This window comes from Yersinia proxima, assembly GCF_902170785.1.
GTDB classification, from domain to species: Bacteria; Pseudomonadota; Gammaproteobacteria; order Enterobacterales; family Enterobacteriaceae; genus Yersinia; species Yersinia proxima.
Map to the genome: position 1 here is coordinate 347,170 of NZ_CABHYG010000009.1, position 21,025 is coordinate 368,194.

A 21,025-nucleotide genomic window follows, 5' to 3' on the forward strand; every position below is an offset into this window, starting at 1 on the left:
GAGCAATGCCAACTACTGATATGCCTGCGCTCTCTATGATTGCTTTCGCCATCGGGCAGGCGCTGGTGATGCTGGCGCTGGCACCGCTGATGGCGGGGATTTCGCGCATGGTAAGAGCCAGAATGCACTCGCGCCGTGGGCCGGGCATCCTGCAAGAGTATCGAGATTTAGCCAAGCTACTGAAACGTCAGGATGTGGCACCGGCCAATGCCGGGATTATTTTCCGGTTGATGCCCTATGTACTGCTGGGCAGCATGTTATTGATTGCCATGACGTTACCCATTTTCACGCTGGCCTCCCCCTTTGGCGTGGCAGGCGACCTGATAGCTCTGCTGTATCTGTTCGCGCTGTTTCGCTTCTTCTTCTCACTGGCAGGTCTGGATAGCGGCAGTATCTTCGCCGGTATTGGTGCCAGTCGCGAGTTGACGCTGGGGGTGTTGGTTGAACCGACATTAATCCTTTCACTGCTGGTGGTTGGGCTGATTGCTGGCTCAACCAATATCGGCACCATCAGTACTACCTTATCTCAAGGGCACTGGCAGTCACCGACCGCAACGGCTTTGGCGCTGTTGGCCTGCGGTTTCGCCGTATTTATCGAAATGGGCAAAATTCCGTTCGATGTCGCTGAAGCGGAACAAGAGCTACAGGAAGGGCCACTGACCGAATACTCCGGTGCGTCACTGGGCTTGGTCAAATGGGGCATAAGTCTGAAACAGGTGGTGGTGGCGCAGCTTTTCCTCGGCGTATTTATCCCTTTTGGCAAGCTGGCGGTACTGAGTGGGCCGGGCTTGCTGTGGGCGCTGGTGGCCTGCGTTATCAAATTGGTGGTGGTGTTTGTACTGGCCTCCATCGTGGAAAACAGTATTGCCCGTGGGCGCTTCCTGTTGACCTCCCGTGTTACCTGGCTGGGGTTTGGCGTCGCTGCCTTGTCTCTGGTTTTCTATCTCACCGGCCTTTAAGGAGCTAATAAACCCATCATGGATAACCTGGCTCTTATAAATATCGCCCTTGCGACCATTCTGGTTCCGTTTGCTGGTGCCATTCTCACTGCCTGTTTACCACAGCAATGGGCGAAATGGTCTTGTACCTTTTTCTCACTGCTGGCCACCCTCGGCACCGTTCTGCTGGCTTATGCCTACCTGAGTGGCGGCAAAGTGGATATCACTTTTGATCTAATTCATTACGGTGATATGGCGCTGTTCGGTCTGACCATCGACCGCATCAGCACCTTAATTGCTTTCGCCGTGGTATTCCTCGGCTTACTGGTCAGTATCTATTCCACCGGCTATCTGACATTAGGTAATCGCGAGCACCCTCACGAAGGCACCAACCGCTACTATGCGCTGCTATTGGTATTCATTGGCGCTATGGCAGGACTGGTCTTATCATCCACTCTGCTGGGACAGCTGTTCTTCTTTGAAATTACCGGCGGCTGCTCGTGGGGTTTGATTGGTTACTACCAGAGCCAAAAGTCACTGCGCTCGGCGCTAAAAGCCTTACTGGTCACCCATGTGGCGGCTATCGGCCTCTATTTGGCGGCAGCAGTGCTACTGGTCAATACCGGCACCTTTGCTTTAACGGCACTGGCGCAACTGGACCACACCACTAAAGTCATCGTGTTCGGTGGCATCCTGTTTGCCGCCTGGGGGAAATCGGCCCAGTTACCACTACATCTTTGGTTGCCGGATGCGATGGAGGCCCCGACCCCAGTCAGTTCCTATCTGCACGCCGCATCGATGGTCAAAGTCGGCGTCTATATCTTCGCTCGCGCCATCTACTCCGCCGGTGATGTACCGCAGATTATCGGTACTGTCGGTATGGTGATGGCGGTTATTACCTTGATTTACGGCTTCTTTATGTATCTGCCGCAAAAAGATATGAAGCGGCTACTGGCCTACTCCACCATCACCCAGCTGTCTTATATTTTCTTCGCACTGTCTTTGGCTATCTACGGCTCGAAACTGGCCTTTGATGGCGGCATTGCCTACATCTTCAACCACGCGTTCGCCAAGAGCCTGTTCTTCCTGGTCGCCGGGGCGCTGAGTTACAGCTGCGGCACCCGTATGTTGCCCAAACTTAAGGGCATTATGGGCAAAATGCCACTGCTGGGCGTCGGATTCTGTGTGGCTGCACTGGCCATTACCGGAGTACCGCCGTTTAACGGTTTCTTCAGTAAATTCCCCATTTTCGCTGCTGGTTTCTCACTTTCTCATGAACATTGGTTGCTGATACCGCTGCTGGTACTGGCCTTGATTGAATCGGTTGCCAGCTTTGGTTGGTTCCTCTACTGGTTCGGACAAACTGTACCCGGCAAGCCATCAGAAGAAGTCGCCAGTGCCAAGCCGCTGCCATTAGCCATGCAAGGTGTGCTGGTCGTGCTGGTGGTGATGTCGGTGTGTTCAAGTTTTATTGCCGTCGCCTGGCTCGGATAAGGGAGTAAAAAATGACCGGAACACTTCTTGTCAACAATTTGGCTGGCCTGCTAATCATTACCTCGCTGCTGGTGATTATCGTGAAAAAACCCGCCACATCAGCGCTGTTTTATGCTTTGCAGTCACTAGTCTTGGTGCTGATTTTCCTGGTATTAGCTGAAACCTTGCACGCCCACGAGCTGTATATGTGGTCGCTGACCGCCTTTATCACCAAGGTGATATTGGTGCCATGGATCATGTATCGCGCATTTCGCCAGATGGAAGACCCTAAAGCCAACGGCGGCGTGGTAGGTACTGCTGGCCTGATATTTATCGCCGCCATCATCATTTTACTGAGCTACTTCGTGGTCGAACCAGTGCAATTGCCGATGGTCAGTGCGCTGAAACCGGCATTGGCAGTGTCACTTGGGCACTTCCTGATTGGCCTGCTGTGTATCGTCACCCAGCGCAATATCCTGAAAAATATCTTCGGTTACTGCCTGATGGAAAACGGCGCGCACCTGATGTTGGCATTGTTGGCTTTCCGCGCGCCGGAGTTGGTCGAGGTAGGTATTGCCACTGATGCCATCTTCGCCGTGATTGTGATGACGCTAATGGCGCGCAAAATTTACCGCACGCTGCATACGCTGGATGTTAAACAACTGACAGCGCTAAAGGGGTAATAAAATGAGCAATACTGACCTGCTGCTGTTACTGCTGGCGATACCTCTGATAGCCTCACTGCTGGCATTTGCTTGCCGTGCCTTGGGGAGTGCCGCCCGCATGGCAACCACTTGGGTACATTTTGCAGGCATCAGTTTACTGCTGATAGTGGCATTGACGGTAGTGTGCCGGGTGGCAGTGGGCGGGGAAATTCTGGCGATTCACCATTGGCTGCATATCGACAGCCTCAGTGCGCTGTTCCTCGCTATTTTAGGCGTTATCGGCTTTATCACTGGCCTTTACTCCCTTGGCTATATGCGCCATGAAGTGAATAATGGTGAAATTACTGTCAGCACCTTGTGTAATTACTACGGCTTTTTCCATCTGTTCCTGTTCACCATGCTGTTGGTAGTGACCAGCAATAACCTGATTCTGATGTGGGTTGGCATTGAAGCCACCACCCTCAGTTCGGCCTTTTTGGTGGGATTATACGGCCAGCGCTCCTCGCTGGAGGCGGCGTGGAAGTACATTATCATCTGTACCGTTGGTGTGGCGTTCGGGCTGTATGGCACGGTGTTGGTGTATGCCAATGCTGCCAATGTGCTGGCCGACCCCGGCAGCGCTATCTTCTGGACGGTGGTCGCCGAGCATGCCAAAGAGCTGGATCCTAGCCTGATGCATCTGGCATTTGTCTTTATCCTGATTGGCTTTGGTACCAAAACCGGCCTGTTCCCCATGCACTCCTGGCTGCCGGATGCCCACAGCGAAGCCCCCAGCCCCACCAGCGCCTTGTTATCCGCGGTATTACTCAACTGCGCCCTGCTGGTGATCATTCGCTATTACATCATTATCAGTGCCGCCATCGGGCCACATTTCCCACAAATGCTGCTATTGGTCTTCGGCATGATGTCGGTTGCCGTCTCCGCATTCTTCATTCTGGCACAGCGCGATATGAAACGTTTGCTAGCTTACTCCAGTGTAGAAAACATGGGGTTAATCGCCGTGGCCTTAGGCATTGGTGGCCCACTGGGGGTATTAGCCGCACTGTTTCACACCATGAATCACAGCCTGGCAAAAACCTTACTATTCTGCGGTTCTGGCAATGTGCTGCTGAAATATGGCACGCGGGATATGGGTGCTATCAGAGGCATTATCCGTGTGGCTCCGCTCACTGCGGTGATGCTGGCTGGTGGCGCATTGGCGCTGGCGGGAATGCCGCCATTTAACGTGTTTATCAGTGAATTTATGGTGGTCGCCGCAGCGATTAAAGCCGGCCATATTACCTTGGTTATTGTGTTGCTATTGCTACTCACTTTGGTACTGGCGGGGTTGGTACGCATGATAGCCAGCACGGTACTGGGCTCGCCACCGGCGGCGGTGAGCAAAGGTGAACTGGGTATTCTGACTACCGCGCCGATGGCGATTCTATTACTGCTGATGTTGTTGCTCGGAGTGCATATTCCCACGCCAGTGACCCGCTTGCTGACTGATGCGGCGCAAATTGTCCTCAATAACGACAGCCGCGACCCTATCCAACAACCCTTTATGTTGCCGTGGCAATTGCCCAGCCCAATACAAGACATTTCTCCGGCCCTATTGACCCCATCCATCGCAGATACGCACGCCGCACTGCCATTCACCCCGACTCGTCAGGAGATGTAACGTGACTCACGAAACGCCTTTTTCAGCTCATTTGGTTTCAGGGCTACCACACAGCGGTGAAAAACTGGGAGCCGCCTATGTGGCCCGGCTGCGGGAACAATTTCCAACAGCAATTCTTGATGAAGAGTGGCAAACCCCTGATCAACTGACAATAACCATCAAACTGAACAGTCTGCCGGATGTGGTTGAACACCTTTATTATCAGCAAGGTGGTTGGTTATCAGTGCTATTTGGTAATGATGAGCGCAGTTTGAATGGCTATTTTGCCATCTACTATGTGCTGTCAATGGAAGGCCGCGAACAATACGGCATTGATACGGGTAAAAAGTACGGCGATAAGTGCTGGGTGATTGTCAAAGCGCTGATTAGCCCCGAACGGCCCGAGTTCCCTTCCGTGACACCACGGGTTCCGGCAGCCGTCTGGGGTGAGCGCGAAGTGCGCGATATGTATGGTCTGCAACCTGTTGGCTTGCCTGATGAGCGCCGTTTAGTATTGCCCGATGATTGGCCAGACGACCTCTATCCGCTGCGCAAAGACACCATGGATTACCGCCAGCGCCCGACCCCCACCAGCAACACTGAAACCTATCAGTTTGAAAACGAAGCGGGCAGTAGCAGCCGGGTGGTGCCCATCGGCCCGATGCATATTACTTCTGATGAGCCAGGTCACTTTCGGCTGTTCGTCGACGGCGAAGACATTATCGACGCCGATTACCGCCTGTTTTATGTCCATCGCGGCATGGAAAAACTGGCTGAAACCCGCATGGGCTATAACGACGTCACTTTCCTCTCAGATCGCATCTGTGGCATTTGCGGCTTCACCCACAGTGTGGCTTACACCTCGTCAATTGAGAATGCGCTCGGCATTATTGTGCCACCGCGAGCGCAGATGATCCGCACCATTTTGCTGGAAGTGGAACGGCTACACAGCCATCTGCTCAATATCGGTTTGTCCTGCCACTTTGTCGGGTTTGATACCGGTTTTATGCAGTTCTTCCGAGTGCGCGAAAAAGCCATGACTATCGCCGAGATGCTCACCGGCGCGCGAAAAACCTACGGCCTGAATCTCATTGGTGGGGTGCGGCGCGATATTCTGAAAGCTGACCGTATTAAAACGCTGCAATTAGTCTCAGAGATGCGCGCTGATATTAGCGAACTGGTGGATATGCTGATGAGCACCGCCAATATCGAGCAGCGCACCGTGGGCGTTGGCATGCTGGATCGCAAAATAGCGCGTGATTTCAGCCCCGTTGGCCCGATGATCCGCGCCAGTGGCTATGCACGCGATATGCGCCACGACCACCCTTACGCCAACTACGCCAATATCCCAAAAGAGCTGTTTAGCCTCGATGGCTGTGACGTGCATTCGCGCCTGTTGGTGCGGGTGCGTGAGTTCTTCGACTCGCTGGTCATGATTGAGTACGGGCTAAACCATATGCCGGGCGGGCCGTTGCTGGAGGAGAAAGTTCACTATCAGCCGTATAAGTTTGCCCTTGGCTTCTCGGAAGCACCGCGTGGCGAAGATGTCCACTGGAGCATGACCGGCGACAATCAGAAGCTGTTCCGCTGGCGCTGCCGCGCCGCCACTTACGCCAATTGGCCTGTGCTGCGCTACATGCTGCGCGGCAATACGGTTTCTGATGCGCCATTGATTATCGGCAGCCTCGATCCCTGCTATTCCTGCACCGACCGGGTGACATTGGTGGATGTACGCAAGCAGAAATCCGTCACCGTGCCGTACAAAGAGATCGAACGCTATGGCATTGAGCGCACCCATTCGCCGCTAAAATAGAGGGATGAATAATGTTAAAACTGTTTAAAACCCTCCTGAAAGTCGGCGATACCACGGTGAAATATCCGTTTAAGCCACTTGAGGTCAGTCACGGATTCCGTGGCAAACCACAATATGATGCCGGGCAATGCATTGCCTGCGGTGCCTGCACTATGGCCTGCCCCGCCAATGCACTGACGATGGAAACCGACCTTGCTAAGGGCACTCGCCAGTGGCAGCTGTTCCTGGGTCGTTGCATTTTTTGTGGCCGCTGTGAAGAAGTCTGCCCGACCCGCGCCATTGTGTTGTCACAAGAGTTTGAATTGGCGGTATTCAATAAAGCCGATTTATATCAGCGCGCTACCTTTACTCTCGCCCATTGCCAGCAGTGCCAGCAGCCTTTTGCACCGAAAAAAGAGGTAGATTACGTCATGGCACTGTTGATTCATTCCGGGATGAGCGCTGAAGATGTCGAACAGCAACGGCCTCATTTTGAAACCTGCCCGGAGTGCAAGCGGAAACAGAATATTGGTCGTAATCATAATATTGTTAGTCATCACAATGTGATGCTCAATCAGCACCGCAATGAGGGGAGTAACTCATGAGCCAACCACATTCATTAAAACCAGCTTGGGGCCATCACGTTAGCCAACCCGCTGCACTTGACTCTTCTATCGCCCAGTTAAAAGGCAAATTACTGAAAGATATCAAACGCTCGGCCTATGTGTATCGAGTGGACTGCGGCGGTTGCAATGGCTGTGAAATTGAGATTTTCTCTTCAATTACACCGCTGTTCGACACCGAACGATTTGGCATCAAAGTGGTTGCCTCACCCCGCCATGCGGACATTTTACTGTTCACCGGCGCCGTCACTCGCGCCATGCGCACACCGGCCTTACGTGCCTATGAATCCGCTCCTGACCCCAAAATTTGTGTCTCTTATGGTGCTTGTGGTTGCGGCGGTGGCATCTTCCACGACCTGTATTGTGTCTGGGGCGGCAGCGATACCATTGTGCCCATTGATGTTTATATCCCCGGCTGCCCTCCCACTCCGGCAGCGACCATTTATGGCTTTGCGGTCGCTTTGGGCTTGCTGGAACAGAAGCTAAAAGGTGAGGATCACCAGGAAGCCGCCGATGAACGCGTGGCGCTTATTCACCCTGATGCCCCGTTAACTCTGCGGGTATTATTAGAACGTGAGGCCCGCCGAATGGCCGGGTATCGTCACGGGCGTGAAATCACCGACCGCTTTTTGTCATTACTGGTCAATCAACCGTTGCAAGGGCTGGAACAGCGCTGCCAGAGTTACCTCCAGCAACAAGATGATCCGCGTTTAAATGAGATATTTGTCAACCTGCAACAGATAACCCTGATGCAACTGGTGGGAGGGCATGTTGATGCCTAAAGTGATCTTTTATGCCCTGAACCAGAAGTTCCTCGACAGTGATGAAGACATGCCCGAGCAGGCGCAGCAAGTAATGTATTATTCACTGGCTATCGGCCACCATGTCGGCGTCATTGATTGCTTGAAAGCCATTATGGAATGTCCACTGGCTGAGTATGAGCAGTGGTTCAGTCAATTATCCGAAGGTGAAGCTCGCCGCAAAATGGCGGGTTTGCTGAAATTTGGCGAAATCACCATCGACAGCACCCATACCCAATTGCTGGCCCAAGCCTTTGCGCCACTGGCACAGAATGCAGATTCATTGCATCAGCCCTGGAGTCAGCAACTGCTGCAAACCCTGTACGATATTGAGCAGGAACCGGCAATTTATTTGATGGTGAAGCGCCGCCCATGAAACATCAATATCCAGTCACCAATGTCGTGTTAACCGTCGGCAATAGCATGATGGGCGATGATGGCGCTGGCCCGTTACTGGCTGAGCGCATGACCGAGCAACCCTTAGCTGGCTGGCAAGTTATCGACGGCGGCTCGGCACCGGAAAATGTGGTGCATCACATTCGTGCTTTGCAGCCCACCCGCCTGATTATTGTTGATGCCGCTGATATGGAACTGTCTCCGGGAGAGATTCGTATTATTGATCCGGAGAAAATTGCCGAGATGTTCATCATGAGCACGCATAATTTACCGCTCAATTTTCTGATTGATCAGTTAAAGGAAGATATCAGCGAAGTTATCTTCGTCGGCATCCAACCTACCCTGGTGGCGTTCTACTTCCCGATGACTGATGTTGTCAAACAGGCCGTCGAAACGCTGTATCAACAATTACCGCATTGGCACGGTGACGGTGGGTTTAGCCACCTCTAATTAAGTGACGGTGTGGCGTCGTCAAATTTGCCGACGTCACACCTGCCGACAGTTTCCCTTCAGCCAGATTTCTCAGAACAACTCATTATTCCCTTATAAAACAATCATATTAATCAACTTTAGTCTAGCTACTTCAAATTGGCATAAACCATGCAGTATGTAAGGTAATGAGCCAGATTGACTGATCAAAACGTGAATCTGCCAGAACCACTCAATTTATGCCCAATAGCTTTCAAGTTGCAGGAAGGCGGCAAGGGAGTGAATCCCGATGTGCTGACTCAAGTCAGTGATTCGGGTGATTGAGCGTAGCCAACACATCTGCAACTTGAAAGATGAAGGGGAAGGAGAGGAAACAATGAACCGGTTCATAATCGCAGACCCAAAAAAGTGTATTGGCTGCCGTACCTGTGAGGTTGCCTGCGTGCTGGCACACAACGGCGGCAAGCTGGATACCATGACCAAAGCCAATTTTGCCCCGCGCTTGAAAGTGGTCAAAGGAATGAATGTCAGTACCACCATTATGTGCCGTCACTGTGAGGATGCGCCTTGTGCCAATGTTTGCCCGAACGGCGCGATTGTACGGGCGGCAGATAGTATTCAGGTGTTGCAGGAAAAATGCATTGGCTGCAAAACCTGCGTCGTTGCCTGCCCCTACGGTGCCATGAACGTGGTGACCAAACAGGTTGAAGTGATGTTCAACGGCCTCTCGCAGGGCTTTTGCCTGAAAGCTGAAGCACAAAAGTGTGATTTATGTGAAGGGCGTGCCGCCGGGCCAGCCTGCATCTCGGTTTGCCCCACTCAGGCACTACACCTGATTGGTCGTGACACCATGCAAGCCATGCTACGCAAGAAACAGCTGCGCGCCGCACTGGACGAAGCCAACGAGATGAACTTTTGAACAAAGGATAATTAATATGCACAAGGCACTCACTGTCTGTCCTTACTGCGGCTCCGGCTGCAAAATCAATTTACTGGTCGAAAATGGCAAAGTTGTTGGCGCTGAAGGGGCAAATGGCGTCACCAATCAGGGTGAACTTTGTCTGAAAGGCTATTATGGCTGGGATTTTCTCAATGATACCAAGCTGCTGACGCCACGCTTAAAACAGCCGATGATCCGTCGGCAAAAAGGCGGCAAGCTGGAAGCGGTCTCCTGGGACGAAGCTATCGAGTTCGCCAGCAGTAAATTACGCGCAATTAAAGAAAAATATGGCCCGGAAGCCATTATGCATACTGGCTCGTCCCGTGGGCCGGGCAATGAAACCAACTATGTGATGCAAAAATTTGCCCGCGCCGTCACTGGCAGTAACAACATTGACTGCTGTGCTCGCGTGTGTCACGGCCCGTCAGTCGCGGGTTTGCAGGTGACTCTGGGCAACGGCGCGATGAGTAACTCTATTTGCGAAATTGAAGATACCAAGTGTATTTTGGTGTTTGGCTATAACGCAGCTGATTCACACCCAATAGTGGCCCGCCGCATTCTCAAAGCCAAAGAGAAAGGCGCTAAAGTCATTGTTTGCGATCCACGCCATATCGAAACTGCGCGTATTGCTGACCTGTGGCTACCATTGAAAAATGGCTCCAATATGGCGCTGGTGAATGCATTCGCCAACGTGCTTATTACGGAAGAACTCTACGATAAGGACTATGTTTCGCGTTATACCGAAGGTTTTGACGAATATCGCGCAATTGTTGCCAAATACACGCCGGAGTATGTCGAAAGCATCACCGGCCTGCCAGCACACACTATTCGTGAAGCGATGCGCATCTATGCTGCCGCACCTTCTGCCACCATTTTGTGGGGCATGGGTGTTACCCAGTGGGGTCAGGGCGTGGATGTGGTTAAGGGATTGTCAGGGTTGGCACTACTGACCGGCAATTTAGGCCGCCCAAATGTCGGCGTCGGCCCAGTTCGTGGGCAGAATAACGTGCAAGGTGCCTGCGACATGGGGGCATTACCTAATATGTACCCCGGCTATCAAGCCGTGACTGACCCTGCGACACTGGAGAAGTTCGCCAAAGCCTGGGGGGTTCCTTCTCTCTCTGGCAAAATTGGTTACTCGCTGACCGACGTTCCGCACAAGGTCAAAGAAGGCAAAATCAAAGCCAACTATGTGATGGGCGAGGACCCGCTGCAAACCGAACCAGACCTTTCGATGATGCGCGAAGCATTCAGCGAATTGGAATTACTGATTGTACAAGACATCTTTATGACCAAAACCGCCGCCGAAGCCGACGTTATTTTCCCAGCAACGTCGTGGGGCGAACATGAAGGCGTTTATTCTGCCGCCGACCGGGGTTTCCAACGGTTTGAGAAAGCAGTAGAACCCCAAGGTGACGTCAAACCGGATTGGGAAATTATCAGCCTAATGGCGACAGCCCTCGGCTATCCGATGAAATACCACAATACTAAAGAGATTTGGGACGAACTACGCGAGCTATGTCCGCTGTATTACGGCGCAACTTACGAAAAAATGGCCGGTTTGGGCTATATTCCGTGGCCTTGTACTACTGAAGACAGCCCCGGCACACCGTGGTTATATGCGGGTAATAAGTTTGACCGTCCCGGCGGCAAAGGGCTGTTGTTTGCCAGCGAATGGCGTGCGCCAATGGAACAGGTGGATGAGGAGTACCCGCTGGTGCTGTGTACCGTGCGTGAAGTCGGCCACTACTCCTGCCGCTCCATGACCGGCAACTGCTCAGCATTACAAACACTTGCCGATGAACCGGGTTACGTGCAAATCAGCCCGCAGGATGCAGATAAAATGCGCTTGCAGGATCAACAATTGGTGTGGGTTGCATCGCGGCGCGGTAAGGTTATTACGCGGGTGTCAGTCAGTGAACGCATCAATGTCGGCGCGGTATATATGACTTATCAGTGGTGGATCGGCGCATGTAATGAGCTGACACTGGACCATCTGGACCCTATTTCCAAGACGCCAGAATATAAGTATTGTGCGGTGAAATTGGAGGCCATTGCCGATCAAACTTGGGCGGAAAATTACGTGCAGCAAGAGTATAGCCAGTTGAAGGCGCGGTTACGTAGGGAAGCCGAAGTGATTTGATCTGTTAACGGCTACTGCGCTTTGCCATTCTGGGTTTACGCAGTGCTCGCCACCGTCATGTACTTATGTACACTCCGGTGGCTGTGCGCTGGGCGCGCCCAGACTGGCTTTGCTCGCGACGCCTCATTCGAGTAGAAAGATTTATCACGCCTTGGTTCAACTCTGCTGCTTCGAAAATAGAATATAAATCTGAACAAAGAAAATAATTATATGAGTTATTCCATACCATCTTCGTCTTCGATACTTTTTACTGATATTCCTAACCGCTGCATGCGGGATAATAGTGTAGTGCGTTTCAACCCCAACTTAATTGCCGCACCTTTCGGCCCAGCGACTACACCATTGGTTTCGCGTAATACCCGAATAATTCGTGCACGTTCAGATTCTGAAAACTCTGGCTCTTCACTCTCCGGTAATAATGGTTTGTGAACCACTCGCTCCAATACAGGTTTCGCCACTTCTAATGGCGATAAATGATATTCCAGTTCTTGTAACTGTAAATTTAGCGTGGTTCCACGGCTGAGGATCACCGCCCGCTCAATAACATTTTCCAGTTCGCGAATATTACCCGGCCAAGGTAGGCGGCTGAGTAAACGCAATGTCTCACCCGGAATGGTATCAATAGTGCGGTTCATGCGTTTGGCTATTTTCTGAGTGAAAAACTTTACTAACAAAGGGATATCTTCAGGACGTTCACGCAATGGTGGGATCACAATGGGAAAAACATTAAGCCGATAATAGAGATCACTGCGATATTCCCGATTTACCATCATCAGTTTTAAATCTCGGTTAGTCGCGGCAATCAATCGAACATCAACCGGGATAATTTTACTGCCCCCCAATCGCTCTATTTCTCGCTCTTGTAAAACCCGCAGGAGCTTAGGCTGTAATTCGAGAGGAATATCCCCCACTTCATCGAGAAATAATGTACCGCCATCCGCCATTTCAAAACGACCAATACGCTGTGAGGCGGCACCGGTATAAGCCCCCTTCTCATGACCAAACAGATCACTCTCCATTAAACCGGAGGGAATGGCCGCACAGTTCATTTTCACCATGCGTTTATTCTTACGGGTACTTAAATTATGGATAGCCCGGGCAATTAACTCTTTACCGGTGCCAGTTTCCCCCAGAATCAATACTGTACAGTCACTGGAAGCCACCATTTCAACCTGTTCCAGCACCGCTTGAATAGCTGCGCTGTGACCAATTATTTCACCAAACTCTTCGTTATGAATAATCTGGTCAGTCAAATAGAGATTCTCATTAACCAATGAATCTTTCAGGCGGGTAATTTCGTTGTAAGCCAAGGCATTATCGACTGCGATAGCGATTCGCGCGGCTATTTGTCGTAACAGTTTAAGGTTACTGTCGGTAAAAATATCACTCTGGCACTGTGCCAGTTTCAACACGCCCAGCATCTTATGACCGAAAAATAGTGGCAATAGGCAAACTACCTGTAAGCCAGCATCCAGCATATTTGCCAGTTGTTTATCATCCGGAGCCAAAAGAGCAATATCAGCCAAGTTAACGAGCAATAATTCCCGGCGGTGTAAAACCTGCCCGGCGAGTGTACCCGTCATATCAACCCAGGCTTGTTGATGCTGTACCGCTTTACCCGACTGGTAACGGGTAGAAAAAACATTCAGTTTATTTTGGTCATTATGAGTGCCGCATATTGCCAAACTGATGTAATCAATATTGAAAAAACGGTGTATCTCTTTTGAGACCTCCGCCGCTAATACATCCAACTCCAGTTTAGAAATAACTGTATTGGTGACATCCACTAATATACGGAAATGATCCCGTTCAAAGCGCAACCGTTCGCGCTCGGAGAATGCCCGGTTTATCTCAGTAATATTGTCTACCGCAATAGCGACAATCTCTGCCAGTAATCCTAGAAAGGCAATAGCTTGTTCATCAAACTCACTGTTATCGGTTTTGATAAACTCAACACAGCCCAACCAGTGATTATCATGGCCAAGCGGGAAATGGCAGCCAGAATGTAATTCCTGATACGGTGCTAAATCACCAACAGCAGAAAACTCCCTTTGCATACGGAAACGATCCGTTTGCAAAGGAGTCTGTTGCTGCCATGCCAGTCCACCAGGACCTTCGGCAAATAAAATGTTTTGCAACTCTACAATGGAGTCAGACACATCATCATGGGTGTAGAGCGTCATTTGGTTATAGAGCGGGTTAAGCAGTAATAAATTAACCCGCTGAAAACGAACGATGGAAAAAGAGAGTTTCCTGAGTTCGTCAACTAAATCGGTTATATCTCGCAGCAATAATAACTTTTTCGATACCCTGAACAATGTGTCTTGCCAGACTTGAGCCAATGTGGGACGGGGTAGTTTTTTTACGCTATCCATATATACCCAAAGTAATTTAGCCCAAAAATGGTTGATAACTACTTTAAGGTATTGAAATAAACAAATATATATTAACTCGCGACAAGTTTGATCTGGATTAATAAACGATTCCAGCTAAATTGCGGAATATTACTCTATTGCAATCACGTCTCATTCAAGGGAAATATAACTACCGCTATATAATAAAATACATATTGCTATTATTTATAGCAATACCTCCAGCCCCGAACTCTGGCATCAATATAAAAAGCCAGTCTGGTTAATCCCAAACTGGCTTCTGTTTTTCTCTATTTTTACCACCAATAGCTGATTATTTTTTCTTAGCGTATTTCAGTGAATCCAGAGCTACCGCAAAGATAATGATCGCACCTTTAATAATGTACTGCCAGTACGGATTCACACCGATATAAGTCAGCCCGTAGTTAATTACAGTAAAAATGATAACCCCGGTCACAACACCGATAACAGTACCCACGCCACCACTGAAGGATACCCCGCCCACCACACAAGCGGCGATCGCATCTAACTCATACATAAAGCCCAGGTTATTGGTTGCACTACCGATACGACCGGCTTCCAACATCCCGCCGAATGCATAGAACACACCAGACAGCGCATAAATCATGATTAAGTTTAGTGGCACATTGACACCAGAAACTTTTGCAGCTTCTGGGTTACCGCCGATGGCGAAAATATTTTTACCAAAGCGCGTTTTGTTCCACAGCACCCAAACAAAGCCGATAGCAATCAATGCGTAGAAGGTAATATAGGAGAGTTTGAAATCACCAAATCGCAAAAACCCTTGTGCAAAGGTTGAGAATGCAGGATCAAAGCCGGCAATCGGTGATGCACCCACGAAGTCGTAATACAGAGAGTTAATCCCGTAAACAATAATCATGGTGCCCAATGTGGTAATAAACGGTGTCACATTCAGATAAGCAATGATGATACCGTTAACCAAACCGATAATCGCACCGATCAAACACACGGTTAGGATAACGATTGGGATAGGGACAGTCTGTAAATCTGGAAAAACTTTATTAACGTTATCCATGGCTTGCAGCATCGTTGCCGCAACCACCGCCGCTAACCCTACCTGACGACCGGCTGACAAGTCTGTACCTTGAGTTACAATCAGCCCCGCAACACCAAGCGCGATAATAATACGCACGGAAGATTGGGTCAGAATATTACTTAAGTTCATCAGACTTAAAAATGTCGGGTCCTTGACAATAATTATTGCCAGTAATACGAATAATACGACGTAAATCCCGCTCTCTTTAAGGTAAGTGAGCATACTTTTCTTATTTAACGCATTCATAATAAGAACCTTCGACTGGATTAGAGATGCAAGGATGCAAGACGTAATATTTCATTTTGCGTAGTTTGTTTAGTTTCAACAATTCCCGCAACCTGACCATTACTCATTACCAAAATTCTGTCAGTGATCCCTAATAGCTCAGGCATTTCAGAGGAAATAATAATAATTCCTTTGTCTTTCTTCGCTAGTTCAGTCATTAACTGATAGATTTCAAACTTAGCACCGACATCAATTCCCCGAGTCGGCTCATCCAACATTAATATTTCTGGTTGAGTTAATAGCCAGCGGCCAATAATGACTTTCTGCTGATTCCCACCTGATAAAGAACCAATACTGGTGCGATGACCCGGCGTTTTGACTCGCATAGCATCGATAACCCATTGGGTATCGCTCTTCATCCGGGTATTATCCAGCAGCCCAAATTTGTTTTTATAGTTACGAATATTAGAAATCAGGGAATTAAAACCTACATCGAGATAAGCATAAATCCCGGTTGAGCGACGCTCTTCCGTCACTAATGCAAAACCGTGATTAATGGCTTCATTGGCGCTGTGGTTATTAATACTCTTACCATGCAATTTAATCGTGCCAGCTACTTTTTCGCGGATACCAAATAATGTTTCCACAATATCGGTGCGCTTAGCGCCCACCAATCCGGCAATCCCCAGAATCTCACCTTTATGCAGATCAAAGGAGACATCACGGATAGAAGGCTGACGCAATGAGGTTAGATTCTTCACTTCCAGAATCACTTCACCGGGCTTGTTGAGGCGGTCTGGGAAACGCTGACTCAGTGAGCGCCCGACCATCATGGAGATAATTTGATCCATGGTCAGCCCTTCCAGCGGCTGAGTGGCAATCCACTGACCATCACGCAAAATAGTGATTTCATCACACAGTTGGAATATCTCTTCCATCTTGTGTGAGATATAAACGATTCCACAGCCGCGCTCTTTCAATTTGCGGATAATAGTAAATAGATGATTAACTTCTTTCTCAGTTAATGAAGAAGTTGGCTCATCCATAATGACGATTTTTGCATTGTAAGAAAAAGCCTTAGCGATCTCGATCATTTGCATTTGGGATACCGATAAAGTGGCAACTTTATCGCGTGGATCAATATCAATATCCAATTCATCGAAGATAGCTTTGGTGTCTTTGTACATTTTATCTTGATCGACAAAGAAACCTTTGGTTGGGTAACGCCCCAGCCACATGTTATCCATTACGGTGCGTTGTAATACCAGGTTTAATTCCTGATGCACCATCGAAACACCATGTTCTAATGCTTCTTTAGAGCTTTTAAATTCTATTTCTTGCCCCTGAAAGATAATACTCCCGGAGTCTTTTTTATAGATACCAAACAGACATTTTAATAGCGTTGACTTACCTGCACCATTTTCGCCCATTAACGCATGGATAGAATTTGGCCGCACTTTAAGATTTACGTTATCTAACGCCTTTACGCCCGGAAATGATTTATTAATATTACTCATTTCCAGCAACCACTCGCGAGGTTGTGCTGTATTAATATCGGCCATAGTTATACCTGGCTAAGAATCGCCACTGAATTGCTGGGTATTAAATTCCCACCTGTCAGCGCGCATTCTAAAATAAGGATCAATGCAACAGAAAACCTTCAGCCCCGATACCAGACGCCCAATAAAGTATCGGGGCCAGAAGGTTAATATTTCTTTCCTACCCGCTGTGCTGGGTATCTAACAAATATCGACTGTTATTTAGTAAATTCAGCCAGGTTGTCTTTATCAACACCTACATAGGGAATACGTACAATTTTGTTGTCGATTTTCCATTTGGTGCCTTCAGCTGCTGGTTTACCATCGGCCAGATTTTTGGCCAGATCGAAGGTCGCTTTAGCCTGATTATTCGCATCATTCAGAACTGTACCGGCCATTTGACCTGATTTCACCAGAGCCAGAGCTTCTGGTAAGGCATCAACACCAAAGACTGGAATACTGGTTTTGTTATGCGCTTTCAATGCTTCTACTGCACCCATTGCCATCGCATCGTTGTTAGCGATAACCACTTCAATTTTGTTAGCATTAGGACCAGATAACCAGGCATCCATCTTATCTTTGGCTTGTGCGGTATCCCACATTGCAGTATCTAGCTGCAACTGCTGCGTTGGAATACCTTTCTCGTTAAGGGTCTTGATGACATAAGTGGTACGCGCTTCAGCATCTGGGTGGCCCGGCTCGCCTTTCAACAGCACAAATTGAATTTTGCCATCTTTGTTCAGATCCCAATTTGGATTAGCCTGCCAATGTTTAGCGATCAACTCACCCTGAATAACGCCAGACTCTTTGGAGTCAGTACCGACATAATAGGCTTTGTCGTAGCTATCAAGCGCTTTGCGTGAAGGTTCTTTGTTATAGAACACGATTGGAACATCATTTGCGCGGGCTTTATCAATAACCACTGGCGCTGCCGCTGGGTCAACCAGATTGATTGCCAACGCTTTTACGCCTTTGGCCAGCAACACGTCAATTTGATCGTTTTGCTTGGATTGGTCATTCTGTGAGTCATTCATCAGTAAGGTGACATCAGGAGATGCTTTAGCATCTTTCTCGATAGCTTTACGGACCACGGACATAAAGTTGTCATCATATTTATAAATAGTGACACCGATACGGGTATCAGCTTGAGCCGCCGCGCCGAACATCATGCTGGCAACCAGAGTCGCTAATGTGAAAACCTTCTTATTCATTTGTATCTCCGGGTTTATGTAGGGTAGTACAGGGTGATAACACCATCGCCTTAACGTGAGAAAGACCCATCGTTCAAAGCAGCTGACACAAATATCTTTCGTCCTTGAGCGCACTCCACTCCGAAAAGCTGCCTGAGTCGTCAAAAACCATGTCATTTACAAACTCGTCGTTTGCGGAACTTGTGTTTGTAAATCGCTATTCTAAAACCTGCTACCGTGTGTTTTTTTATCCGGTAACCGATGACATATTGATACATTCAGGTAGAAAACAACTAGAGCATAGACGTGCCGTTGTTAAGAATCTGTGAATTTTCTCACAGATTGAAAACGGTTACACAAGAATAAATACCGAACTAGTGAGCGACACCACAAATTGCGACAGAGTGCCGAGGCACCAGTGTCGGATTAAAACAATAGGTCGCATGGGGGTCTGGCGCACGAGTCGCACCTTCGAGTGCCAGCTCTGTGGCTAAAGTAGCCATAGAAACAATAGGATAACGGACAGTGGTTAATTTAGGACTGGTATAACGCGCGATCGGGATATCATCAAAGCCCACCAGTGAAAACTGCTCAGGGACACTGATACCGTTTTCTTTTAGCACCGCCAGTGCTCCAGCTGCCATTGAGTCGTTATAAGCGAACACCGCACTGAGCTGTAAATTGCGCCCCAGCAGGTCAATCATGGCCCGCTCCCCTCCAACCAAGTCTGGTGAGCCATAGGCTCGCCAGGTATCAGGTACAGTGATACCGGCCCCCTCAAGTGCATTGAGGTAGCCAGTCTGGCGCTGCATTACATCATCTATAGGGTGATTGGAACCAAGGAAACCAATGCGTTGATGGCCTTGTTTAAGCAGCAGGCGGCATGCCATTTGCGCACCGCTAACATTGTCTAATCCGACGCAACGATGCTCAAATCCGGGAATAATCCGATTAATCAGAACCATACCCGGAACTTGTTCTAAAAAGGCTATTAACTCACCGTCACTCAAGGCCTTAGCATGAACGACTAAAGCATTACATCGCTGCCGCAGCAACACTTCAATAGCGTGCCGCTCTTTATCTGCCTGATGATAACTATTGCCAATTAACAAATATTTTTGATGTCGTTGTGCAACAGTGTCTACCGCTTTCACCAATGCACCAAAAAAGGGATCGGAGACATCCATCACCACCACACCGACCGTATCACTGCTTTGAGTTGCCAATGCCTGCGCATTGGCATTTGGGCGGTAGCCCAGTTCTGACACCGCTTTCAGCACCGCAGCTCGGGTTTCTGGTCTGATAGAGGCGCTGTTGTTTAGCACTCTTGATACGGTGGCTAACGAAACACCTGCCCGTGAGGCCACATCGCGAATAGTTATACTGTTTCCAGCTGAATGCAGAGCGGCCATGACCTTATCCTGTGTCTTATTTTATCAATAAGTCGCCATGCATAGGTTGAGCACAACCAGTCATGGCAGGTGGCCTATCCTACCCAGTTTGTTGAGATTGCCACGTGAAATACGTCACAAGAAAGAAAACGTTTACATACAAATTTGCAACTGCTCAATCATTACCCTGTTTTAAATGTCTTTAAGGTTGGGTGTTGCGTGGTTGTAACGATTGTCCACAAGCATAGGCAGTCAACTTGCGCCACAGCCATTCAACCGGCCCTTGGGCAAAATAATGCAACCATAACAAGGAGAACAGAATATTACACAGCCAGACAAATGGAACGACTGCTAACAATTGCAGGCGATCTAGCTGCTGATATAGGCCGAAATGATAGAAGATCAGAGTGCATAGTAATGTCTGCAATAAATAATTGCTCAATGCCATACGACCAACCTGTGCCAGCCAATGGCTGACTCGCCAGTTCGAAAATGTTGGCCAGAAGCCATACAGTAAGGCGAGATAGCCTATCGCCTGCAAGGGCGCACCAAGCTCCCGCGGCACCTGTAGCAAAAAACCGCTCCAGCGGAAATCCCATCCGACCATCCATTGCAGCGCCACACCAGGTATTTGGATAACTAATGAAAGCGGTATCAAACAGGCGGCCAACAAACGGTAATGACGCAGACTGAATTCGCCACGTAACCAACCACAACGCATCAGCCCGGCACCAAATAGCATAGAACCCGCCAGTTCCCAACCATATTGCGCACCGATAGCAATCAAATTGGATGACAACAGATCAAGCCGGTTTTTCCAGGCCTCAACCCCGCCCTGTAATTTCCAGAATTGCTCATATTGCAAATCTGCCGGCCCCGGTTGCCAGAAACGGCCCGGTTCCCCGCTGGTGACAAATCCCAGCAGCGATAATACTGCCACGCCGAGTAAATAAAGCACGCCACCGGTGCGCAATAAGCTGGCGGCATCTTTAGCATCACGAATCATTCGCCAGCACACCAGGCCAATCAAGCCATAGGCAAAGAGAATATCGCCATCCCAGAAGAAAATACCGTGAATCAGTCCCAGTAATAATAAGAGGGAAAGCCGTGCCCGTATCCAGCCTTTACCGCGTTTAAGCAACAGCTCCAGACCCGCACCAAATAAGATAGCAAAAATAGACAGAAACTTGGCTTGCGCGACAATATCAAGAATGGCCCATGTCCAGCTATCAGACACTGAGGGAAGACCAAGATAAGCAGGATTAAGATAAGCAGCCTTAGGAAGGCCGAAAGCACTAATATTGAGCAGAAGAATGCCAAGAATGGCCAGACCTCGCGCGCTGTCTAACGTTGCGATGCGTTGACGCATACCCGACATCCTGTATAGGGGCAC

18 protein-coding genes are annotated in these 21,025 nt (G+C 49.2%); 12 read left to right on the top strand and 6 right to left on the bottom strand.

Going from position 1 to position 21,025, the window contains the following annotated elements; genetic code table 11:
• Positions 1–5: 5 nt before the first annotated feature.
• The 12 genes from FTB31_RS08205 to fdhF all read left to right on the top strand — a co-directional run bounded on the left by FTB31_RS08205 (position 6) and on the right by fdhF (position 11,838).
• Positions 6–959, top strand: a complete 954-nt coding sequence (locus FTB31_RS08205; RefSeq protein ID WP_005168282.1) for a respiratory chain complex I subunit 1 family protein — start codon at positions 6–8, stop codon at positions 957–959.
• Between the two features lie 18 nt (positions 960–977).
• Positions 978–2,432 (top strand): hydrogenase 4 subunit D, encoded by a 1,455-nt coding sequence (locus tag FTB31_RS08210; protein ID WP_077293686.1) that lies wholly within the window; start codon positions 978–980, stop codon positions 2,430–2,432.
• Positions 2,433–2,443: 11 nt separating this feature from the next.
• Positions 2,444–3,094 (top strand): hydrogenase 4 membrane subunit, encoded by a 651-nt coding sequence (hyfE, locus tag FTB31_RS08215; protein ID WP_019081033.1) that lies wholly within the window; start codon positions 2,444–2,446, stop codon positions 3,092–3,094.
• Between the two features lie 4 nt (positions 3,095–3,098).
• Positions 3,099–4,736 (top strand): hydrogenase 4 subunit F, encoded by a 1,638-nt coding sequence (locus tag FTB31_RS08220; protein ID WP_227731272.1) that lies wholly within the window; start codon positions 3,099–3,101, stop codon positions 4,734–4,736.
• 1 nt (position 4,737) lies between these two features.
• Positions 4,738–6,528 (top strand): hydrogenase large subunit, encoded by a 1,791-nt coding sequence (locus tag FTB31_RS08225; protein WP_050075204.1) that lies wholly within the window; start codon positions 4,738–4,740, stop codon positions 6,526–6,528.
• Between the two features lie 11 nt (positions 6,529–6,539).
• The gene (gene hyfH, locus FTB31_RS08230) at positions 6,540–7,112 is read left to right on the top strand and encodes a hydrogenase 4 subunit H (protein WP_050075203.1); all 573 of its coding nucleotides are present in this window, start codon (positions 6,540–6,542) and stop codon (positions 7,110–7,112) included.
• The gene (gene nuoB, locus FTB31_RS08235; RefSeq protein WP_050075202.1) at positions 7,109–7,912 is read left to right on the top strand and encodes an NADH-quinone oxidoreductase subunit B family protein; all 804 of its coding nucleotides are present in this window, start codon (positions 7,109–7,111) and stop codon (positions 7,910–7,912) included. Before hyfH ends, nuoB begins: the two co-directional genes overlap by 4 nt.
• A complete protein-coding gene (locus FTB31_RS08240) occupies positions 7,905–8,306 on the top strand; it encodes a formate hydrogenlyase maturation HycH family protein (protein WP_050075605.1) in 402 nt (133 codons plus the stop codon). Before nuoB ends, FTB31_RS08240 begins: the two co-directional genes overlap by 8 nt.
• Positions 8,303–8,776 (top strand): hydrogenase maturation peptidase HycI, encoded by a 474-nt coding sequence (gene hycI / locus FTB31_RS08245; RefSeq protein WP_227720409.1) that lies wholly within the window; start codon positions 8,303–8,305, stop codon positions 8,774–8,776. The genes FTB31_RS08240 and hycI overlap by 4 nt, the downstream gene beginning before the upstream one ends.
• Positions 8,777–8,953: 177 nt before the next feature.
• Positions 8,954–9,079: a hypothetical protein gene (locus FTB31_RS21480; protein ID WP_004699429.1), complete on the top strand. Its 126-nt coding sequence runs from the start codon at positions 8,954–8,956 to the stop codon at positions 9,077–9,079.
• A 52-nt stretch (positions 9,080–9,131) separates the two neighbouring features.
• A complete protein-coding gene (locus FTB31_RS08250; protein WP_019081040.1) occupies positions 9,132–9,674 on the top strand; it encodes a 4Fe-4S binding protein in 543 nt (180 codons plus the stop codon).
• Positions 9,675–9,690: 16 nt separating this feature from the next.
• Positions 9,691–11,838: a formate dehydrogenase subunit alpha gene (gene fdhF / locus FTB31_RS08255; RefSeq protein ID WP_227731273.1), complete on the top strand. Its 2,148-nt coding sequence runs from the start codon at positions 9,691–9,693 to the stop codon at positions 11,836–11,838.
• A gap of 215 nt (positions 11,839–12,053) precedes the next feature.
• Here the strand turns inward: fdhF and flhA are convergent, their stop codons facing one another.
• The 6 genes from flhA to yeiB form a co-directional block, all read right to left on the bottom strand.
• Positions 12,054–14,213 (bottom strand): formate hydrogenlyase transcriptional activator FlhA, encoded by a 2,160-nt coding sequence (gene flhA, locus FTB31_RS08260; protein ID WP_050075199.1) that lies wholly within the window; start codon positions 14,211–14,213, stop codon positions 12,054–12,056.
• Between the two features lie 310 nt (positions 14,214–14,523).
• On the bottom strand, positions 14,524–15,534 hold the full coding sequence (gene mglC, locus FTB31_RS08265) for a galactose/methyl galactoside ABC transporter permease MglC (RefSeq protein ID WP_004388732.1): 1,011 nt from the start codon (positions 15,532–15,534) through the stop codon (positions 14,524–14,526).
• 20 nt (positions 15,535–15,554) lie between these two features.
• A complete protein-coding gene (mglA, locus tag FTB31_RS08270; protein WP_050075198.1) occupies positions 15,555–17,075 on the bottom strand; it encodes a galactose/methyl galactoside ABC transporter ATP-binding protein MglA in 1,521 nt (506 codons plus the stop codon).
• A 194-nt stretch (positions 17,076–17,269) separates the two neighbouring features.
• A complete protein-coding gene (gene mglB / locus FTB31_RS08275; RefSeq protein ID WP_050075197.1) occupies positions 17,270–18,262 on the bottom strand; it encodes a galactose/glucose ABC transporter substrate-binding protein MglB in 993 nt (330 codons plus the stop codon).
• Between the two features lie 353 nt (positions 18,263–18,615).
• Complete coding sequence (gene galS, locus FTB31_RS08280) at positions 18,616–19,653, bottom strand: HTH-type transcriptional regulator GalS (RefSeq protein WP_050075196.1); 1,038 nt, start codon at positions 19,651–19,653, stop codon at positions 18,616–18,618.
• Between the two features lie 181 nt (positions 19,654–19,834).
• A complete protein-coding gene (yeiB, locus tag FTB31_RS08285; protein WP_227731274.1) occupies positions 19,835–21,001 on the bottom strand; it encodes a DUF418 domain-containing protein YeiB in 1,167 nt (388 codons plus the stop codon).
• Positions 21,002–21,025 lie beyond the last annotated feature (24 nt).